Origin of the sequence: Pontibacter harenae, assembly GCF_020907245.1 — a bacterium.
Classification (GTDB): Bacteria; Bacteroidota; Bacteroidia; order Cytophagales; family Hymenobacteraceae; genus Pontibacter; species Pontibacter harenae.
Genome location: NZ_JAJJWH010000081.1, coordinates 1 through 7,449, shown reverse-complemented (window position 1 = coordinate 7,449; position 7,449 = coordinate 1). Strand labels below are relative to the sequence as shown.

General features: G+C 43.5%; 6 protein-coding genes. All 6 read left to right on the top strand.

The window, feature by feature from the left end; genetic code table 11:
- Window positions 1-390 precede the first annotated feature (390 nt).
- The 6 genes from LN893_RS19995 to LN893_RS19970 all read left to right on the top strand — a co-directional run bounded on the left by LN893_RS19995 (window position 391) and on the right by LN893_RS19970 (window position 6,571).
- Entirely contained in the window at window positions 391-1,341 is a 951-nt protein-coding gene (locus LN893_RS19995; RefSeq protein WP_229973154.1) for a hypothetical protein, read from the top strand.
- A complete protein-coding gene (locus LN893_RS19990; protein ID WP_229973152.1) occupies window positions 1,328-2,014 on the top strand; it encodes an ABC transporter ATP-binding protein in 687 nt (228 codons plus the stop codon). Before LN893_RS19995 ends, LN893_RS19990 begins: the two co-directional genes overlap by 14 nt.
- A gap of 156 nt (window positions 2,015-2,170) precedes the next feature.
- Window positions 2,171-2,893 (top strand): hypothetical protein, encoded by a 723-nt coding sequence (locus LN893_RS19985; RefSeq protein WP_229973150.1) that lies wholly within the window; start codon window positions 2,171-2,173, stop codon window positions 2,891-2,893.
- Between the two features lie 141 nt (window positions 2,894-3,034).
- On the top strand, window positions 3,035-3,688 hold the full coding sequence (locus tag LN893_RS19980; protein ID WP_229973149.1) for a hypothetical protein: 654 nt from the start codon (window positions 3,035-3,037) through the stop codon (window positions 3,686-3,688).
- A gap of 448 nt (window positions 3,689-4,136) precedes the next feature.
- Complete coding sequence (locus LN893_RS19975) at window positions 4,137-5,858, top strand: erythromycin esterase family protein (protein WP_229973148.1); 1,722 nt, start codon at window positions 4,137-4,139, stop codon at window positions 5,856-5,858.
- 116 nt (window positions 5,859-5,974) lie between these two features.
- A complete protein-coding gene (locus LN893_RS19970) occupies window positions 5,975-6,571 on the top strand; it encodes a polysaccharide deacetylase family protein (RefSeq protein ID WP_229973147.1) in 597 nt (198 codons plus the stop codon).
- The last annotated feature ends 878 nt before the right edge of the window (window positions 6,572-7,449 follow it).

The window sequence follows — 7,449 nt, the reverse complement described above, 5'->3', positions numbered from 1 at the left end:
TTCTTAGGAAATAGTACTCGCGCCATACTGGGCGCACACAAAGTTCATAATTTAGGCTTCGGCTACGCCTCACCCACATTATGCACGAGTACCGTTACTCCCTTTCGTATTTGTCTCATTTAACCCTCGAATTTCGGGATAAAGCGCAAGAGACGGCATCCCAGGGCAACGGTGCAGTGCCGCTTTATGGATCAGGTGGGCCTGAGAGGCTGCCAGGGGTGGTGAAGTTCCTAGATATTTGCTATATTGAATTATGGACCTGATCATTTCCACATGCGCAAACGCACTTCAAAATGCAGGGAATTCGGCCATGAGCTGGTTCGTACATAGTGCAGATAAGCGTAGGTTTACGCATATACAGTAGTTAGCATTCATGCAAAATATAACTGAATGATAATAATAGGACTCATCAAAATAAGATTTACGCAGTTCTATAGGAGTGCAGCAGAAATTGGGCTGGTGAGAATGCTACTTTTGAGTACGTTGTTAAGCTTCTTCATTTTCATCCTCTTAATGCAGGCTACCAGTGGCGTAAGCATGAGCTATGCTGTAGGAGCTGTTTTAGTGATTGTCACCCTTATACACTTACAGCGGCAGGACAAACTTTTCTTGCGAACCAACTTCCGTCAGTACAGGTTGGTTTGCATGGCTGAATACCTACTTCTGTCTGTTCCACTTGTAGCATTCCTGCTATGTCACTTTCAATGGCTCTTAACCCTTGTATTGTTACTACTGTTAGGCGCCATAGTAAATTTCGAAATCAAGCCGAACCAGCGAAGCCTGAATACGAAGATTCAGCATTTAATACCAGGAGAGTGCTTTGAGTGGAAGGCTGGTGTAAGGAAGTACCTGTTTCTGATAACTATACTTTGGGTGTTAGGGCTAAGTACCTCTTTCTTTGTCGCGAGCGTACCAATAGTCATTTCCATTTTGGGAGTCCTGCCTCTAGCTTTTTACGAGAAAAGTGAGCCGTATCAAATGATTACCGTTTTTGAGAGGAGTGCCAGCAAGCTTTTAATAAGAAAAGTCAAGTGGCAAGTTCTCTTCTTTTCAGTCTTAAGCGTTCCACTGATAGCCGTATTCATGATTTTCCATCACGACAGGTGGTATGTACCAACTGCGGAATATTTTATCTTCATATCGCTCCATACATATTTGATTCTAACTAAATACGCCTTTTATGAACCGAACAGCAAGTCTTCAGCAGTGCAGGTACTGGGCACTCTTGGTGCGCTGGGGGTGATTATCCCCGTATTTTTGCCTGTCGTTTGGCTGTTGTCAATACGGTTTTACTATAAGTCACGGCAGAACCTTCACTTCTATCTGAATGATTACGATTAAGAACCTGGTCATATCCTATGGCAAAGAGGGTAATACCATAGACTCGCTAAACCTGACTTTAGCTGAAGGCACCATCAATGGTATTGTTGGCCTGAACGGAGCAGGGAAAACCACCCTTCTAAATGCGATATACGGCATTGCCAGAATCTATTCTGGGGAAATCAGCAGTAATGGCACCAGGCTCACAAAGAAACACATGTCCTATCTTGTAACAGAGAACTTCTTCTATTCAAACATAACAGGAAGGGAATACCTCAGTCTATTTCAAAACGAGCTGTTCAACACAGATGAATGGAATGAACTGTTCCGCCTTCCGCTCGATCAGATTATTGACGGGTATTCAACGGGCATGAAAAAGAAACTGGCGCTGCTGGGAGTGCTAAAGCAAGGCAAGCCTATCATGATACTGGATGAGCCATTCAACGGCTTGGATATGGAAACATGTCGAGTTATCCGGTCTATATTGCTCCAGCTAAGGGGTAAAGGAAAGACAGTCATTATCACATCACATATTATGGAGACTTTGACAAACCTTTGTGACTATATTCACTATCTTGAAAAAGGAAAAATTAAATTCAGTAAAGGGAAAGCTGATTTTGCTGAATTAGAGCGAGAGATGTTTGAGTCTTTAGAAAATAAGAATGCTAAGTTGATAGCAAAGTTACTTAAATAATGCCCGAAGCGCGCACACCACCTATGAAGTAGCTGCGCCACTTCATAGCCAAGCACGTTGGTAAAAATGTAAAGCATGAAAGGATAGACTGATTATCTTGAAAATCAAACAAGCATATAATATCAAGCTTTGTTTCACACTCCTTCACCCTAAGCTATGCAACTAGTGATTGTTTACCTATTGAGCTTGCTGAGTATCCTGCAAACACCGGCAGCAGACAGTTTGGTCATCTTAAATCCCAATCGCACTTACTCCTATCAGGCTTCCTTCGTAAGTCCCTCTGGCGATACTTTATCCAGAGAGCAGATAACACTCCAACCTAACGGGCAGCCATGGAAGTATGATAAAACCCAAACTGCCTTTGAAATCCATTACAATAACACGCCCGAAGATTCGCTTACTTTTCTATCCTATGTAAACCCGCAGTCTAAGAAAAAGAAGAAGCCGAAGAGCTACGTTTGGATAGATGCTGAAACTACTGGCGCTATAGAGGACGAGCACCAAGTCTGGATGCATCCAATTAGGAGTAACCAGTACAACTATACCGAAATAGCACCATTCCCGAAGGTTATGCTGGATTCGCTGAAAGCAGGGGGAGAGTGGAATAATGCCTTGCTGATTATGATGGGATGGGGTGCGTTCAAAGGGAAGGTAGACAATCACTATCTGGCAGTACGGCAGGAAACAAGAACGTATGGAAGCCTTACCCTTGAGAATTGTTGGCTTATTCGCTCTGTCGGTAAGCACAGCAAGTTAGGCAATAGCTATCTAGACTTCTATTATCACCCTAAGTATGGCTTCGTTGAAATGAATTACCGCTTTTACGATGGGGCGAAGATTTCCTATGTGTTGGAGGAAGTAAGAGAGAAGGGGGTATAACATTATACCATTACAACTCAACTGGCTTCTGAGCCTGCTTTTAGCTATAAAGTATAATCACGATTGCCAACACAGTTCATATTATAGGCTGCGGCTACGCCTCACCCACATTACAGCACGAGTAACGTTAACTATACCTTTATGAAAAGAATAAACTTAATGTTCATCCTGTTACTCCTGCTATCGGTCGCACGGGGACAAGATAAAAATAAGCTGTATGTCTTTATAGGCCACAAGATAAGCTTGGATTCTTTTGACGCCAGTAAAAAAGAGGAAATAGGCCCAGGTGTATTCAGCACAACCATATCCATGGACAATGCCTATAAGGCAAAGTACAGGGTTCTGAAAAATGTTTACGGGGACTATCAAGGCGATACAATTGAGTTCGAGGTATATGACCATTATGGGCATCCTCCATTTGCAAACTATGAAAATGTGCTTTTGTTTGTCTCGGAGCACAATGGGAAGCTGTACCATGAAAAGTACCAGTACTTTGATGTTTACAGAACTAAAAATGGAAGTTGGGCAAGCCCCGGGGACCCGTACAGGTTTGAACCAGAAGTGCACAGGAAGGAGGTTGCCTTCGATCAGGTAGAATTCCAGAAGCCCGTAAGGATTGAGCTTGTGAACGGCAGGAAGAAAGAAGCTACTAACGCAATGGAGTTTAACATGACATATGAAGAACCTTACTTTGAGCTGAAAAGAAATAATGCAACCGCGCGAAAAGGAACAGATGTCAAAGATCTTTTCCAAGTAAAGAAAGAAGGCGTACTAAAGTCGAGGGGGGTATTCTGAAGGAAAACCCAGATCTTACAAACTGTTATACATCCACGTTTATCTCATTTAACCCTCGAATTTCGGGAAAAGCGCAAGAGACGACATCCCAGAGTAACGGTGCAGTGCTGCTTTGTAGATCAATTGACCCTGAGAGGATGCCAGGGGTGGTGAAGTTCCCAGATAATGGCTATATTGAAATATGGATCTGATCATTTCCACATGCGCAAATGCACTTAAAATGCAGGAAAGTCAGCCATGTGCTGTTTCGTACATAGTGCAGATAAGCGTGGGTTTACGCATATACAGTAGTTGGCATACATCTAATACAAAATCAATTTAAACTAAACAGTCGCAGTAGTATCAGTTGAGGATGGATATGAGGTCTTAGGACCTGTCCAAAAAGGACTTTATGCATCTCATTCGAAATTCATAAACAATAAAACAGCTTCACAATAAGTCATAACGAATGCTTTCAAAGACTCTTCGATTAAAGTCCGTAAGGTATCCTATACTAGGCGCTTTGCTTGTTTTGCTAATCTTCTCTGCCTATGCCTTGCAAGGGCAGTATGAGCTCCGTAAGATTGCCCCCCACATACAAGGCAGTTTTGTCGCTGTGGATATAGCCTCCGACAGCTCCTTCAGGGGCGCCCTCAGCAAAAAGCCTGTTGCCGATGTGTTTCAGGGCAGAACCGTGATAGGCTTTGGAGAGGCGAACCATGGCACAAAGGAGTTTCGCCAGGCTTTCTCCCTTTTGGCAAAGGAACTGGTAAGTCAGGGGCGCATTAACGTGATCGTACTTGCCGAGCGGCAGTTCGCTGACTCCTGGAAACTGAACAGGTTTGTGCTCGACCCCACCTTTGAGTATAGACCTTTCTTGTATGACGCCGATTATGATGATCTTGCCTTATGGCTAAGGGAGTACAACAAGGGTAAAGCCGCTGAAGACAAGGTGTTTCTGATGGGCGGGGATGTGGCCTATCCTAATGAGGCTGCATCCAATGCCTTGGAATACTGCCACAGAAACGGTATAGAACTGCCTCCAGCCACTACGCAAGTGCTTCAGGCTATGACGGGCCTTGCTGCGAACATGGTAGACAAGTATTCGAAGATAAATCCCCTTGACTCTGTGTTATCCCACGTAGCTCAGCTACAGCAAAGTGTTCGGGACCATGTCAACAGCAGGCAAGGTCTTAGCCTGCAGGACAGATGGTACGTGCAGAGCATAAACACCCTGGGCAGCGCAATCAGGTTTCACTACGCTGGTGATGCAAACCTAAACAACAGCAGAGATTCGGTGATGTTTGACAACCTCCTATGGGTTATCCAGCAAAAGCCAGATGCCAAAATACTAACTTTTGCCCATAATGCACATATAGAGAAAGAGGAAGGGCTCAGCAAGACGGCAAACCTGCCCAGGCTTGGTTGGCTGCTGAGCGAGCACTTCGGCAAAAGGTACATGACGATTGCCACAGAGGTGGAGGGAGGTGAGGAGTGGGCCGGTGGCATGGCCACTATCAAGGTCGCGCAGGCAAGGGACAAGCTCGGCAACATCATAGGAAAGAGCGTAAGCCAGAACAGCGGCTTACTGCTCCTAAATACCGCTCCGCTGAGGGAGTTCTTTAATGAAAAGCACTCCACGAGCTTCGGTGGAAACAGCCGAATAGCACATAATGCAAAAGCTTCCTTCTATTACCCGGTTAAAAACTACGCAAAGGCGTATGACGCGATATTCTGGGTTAGGAGCTCAACACCTAAATTCCCCCAAACAGGTCACGTTTACAACCTAGTCGCTGATTTTTCAAAGGAGCGCGACCCGTCCTTCTTTGGCAAAGCCGACAGCCTCGATTTTTTGGTTGAGCTGAACAGCAAAACCCTGGGCGACAACGGCAGCTGGGATGACTTGCCTTCCCTGATCATTATCATTTTCGATGAGAAGAAGAACCTGCTTGCCTTCCATAAGAAGCCGTTGACAGAAAGCACCTTTGCCGGCAAATTTGATCTGCCGTCTAATGCTGATGTTGTTATGACTTTTATCTCTGGAAAAAAGACAGAATCAATGGTTTTGAAGCATTTCGCCGTGAACGGAGACCTGCTAAACCGGGAGGTGAGGTTTGTAGGATACCATTATTCAGAAAGAGTAAGGGATGATGCCAGCATAGAGGTGACTCTAGACACTAGGTTGAATTAAGAGTAGTTACAAATAAGTTAAGCTTATAAGGAAAAAGACAACATGCCAACCCAAACTACAGCACATTAAAACGTGCCTTAGCTCAAGCCGTTGTAACATATTTTAATCAATTGAAAATGAAGCATTACATCGCCATGTTTCATCCTTTCGGAGAAGAAGTCAAAACTCGCATTGACTTTGATTCAGAGATTGAAGAAACATTGGTATATGAACTTCTAAAGCTTGACGGTTACAGCATTTATCAGTTTATCTTGCCAGACTTCCAGTATTTGATGTCTCTTGATGAATTAAGAGAACAGGGAGTAAAGTTTGAATTATTTGAAAAAGAGAAAAGCACTTGGTTTGGTCTTAGCAAGAAGGTAGAGCAAGAGTTGCTCATTTATCCTAAAGCTGGCTTTTTCTATCCCTACCAATATGGGCACTATTTCTATATCTACAGTAGAGAAGAAATAAAAGGAAGCGAGTTTATAAAATGGATGGAAGAGCAGTTTCCAAACCGATTCGCTGATTTTGATGATACTTTGGCTGGCTTCAACAGCGAAACCATAAAGCTCCTTCATGAATCTGACTACATTCTGGTTACAAATCACGATTATCAGAAGGAGTTTGGTATAGTTGCAAGCAAAGAAGTGTGTGCTGCCTTGACAACCAAACTTACACAAGCAGGATTTGACTCTTTTGAAATTGAAGAATACGTGCAAAACAAAGAATAACAAGTTACAACCACAGCTTTACGGTAGCTACGCCACCGCAAAGCCAGTACGTTAAATCGTCACCCAATTCGTCTCATTTAACCCTCGAATTTCGGGAAAACAGTCAGCATGGGCAAGCAGGAGCAACACCTGGATTGACCTTCAAAACCTGTAGCGGGAAAACGGCCGTTTTTTGGGACTGGAAATCAGAGCGAAATTTTATAGACTATGAGTTTAGTATATAGTATATTAGTTAATCCAGTTCAGTTTATCTGATTACCATTGGTCGGATAAACTGGATAACTCTTGCAATTCATAAGTTATGCAAGATGTAAATATTGAGCAAAAGCAACCTCTAAATCCAATTTAACAATTACAAATTTAAACTATACACACATGGAAATCCGCCTCAATGTTTGGGAGCTGTTAAGTATGGCGTTCGGACTAGTTTTTATAGGAGTCTTGATAGGCTTCATGTTATCGAACAACTTTTCCAGAACTTCTGGCCTTCTGTATATCACTTTGTTGTTGTTACCAGTGCTAACAATTATTTTTCGGAAGAGATACAAACTACGGTCCTAAGAATCTTCTTGCATAACAAGAGGTAGCAGTAAGGCTTGCTAACGCTTCGCCATCTGCTACGTGAACACCTTAAAGAATTGGCTTTATTCGTCTCATTTAACCCTCGAATTTCGGGAAAAGCGCAAGAGACGACATCCCAGAGCAACAGTAAATTAGCTGCCAAGAGTGGCATGCCGCTGCACAGCCTAACCGTGCTCCAGTTCTAAGGGCACGGGCGGTGGGAGCAATACTTTTCAGAACGGGTCATGGATCCTTCACGAAAATTGGGTTGATCTATTCTATGCCAGTGGATCGTGAAAGAGGTTGTAGTTGAGCTG

Bases quoted from the DNA above. Each gene is read 5' to 3' on its own strand.
- LN893_RS19995 (WP_229973154.1), top strand. From the start codon at position 391: ATGATAATAATAGGACTCATCAAAATAAGATTTACGCAGTTCTATAGG.
- LN893_RS19990 (WP_229973152.1), top strand. From the start codon at position 1,328: ATGATTACGATTAAGAACCTGGTCATATCCTATGGCAAAGAGGGTAAT.
- LN893_RS19985 (WP_229973150.1), top strand. From the start codon at position 2,171: ATGCAACTAGTGATTGTTTACCTATTGAGCTTGCTGAGTATCCTGCAA.
- LN893_RS19980 (WP_229973149.1), top strand. From the start codon at position 3,035: ATGAAAAGAATAAACTTAATGTTCATCCTGTTACTCCTGCTATCGGTC.
- LN893_RS19975 (WP_229973148.1), top strand. From the start codon at position 4,137: ATGCTTTCAAAGACTCTTCGATTAAAGTCCGTAAGGTATCCTATACTA.
- LN893_RS19970 (WP_229973147.1), top strand. From the start codon at position 5,975: ATGAAGCATTACATCGCCATGTTTCATCCTTTCGGAGAAGAAGTCAAA.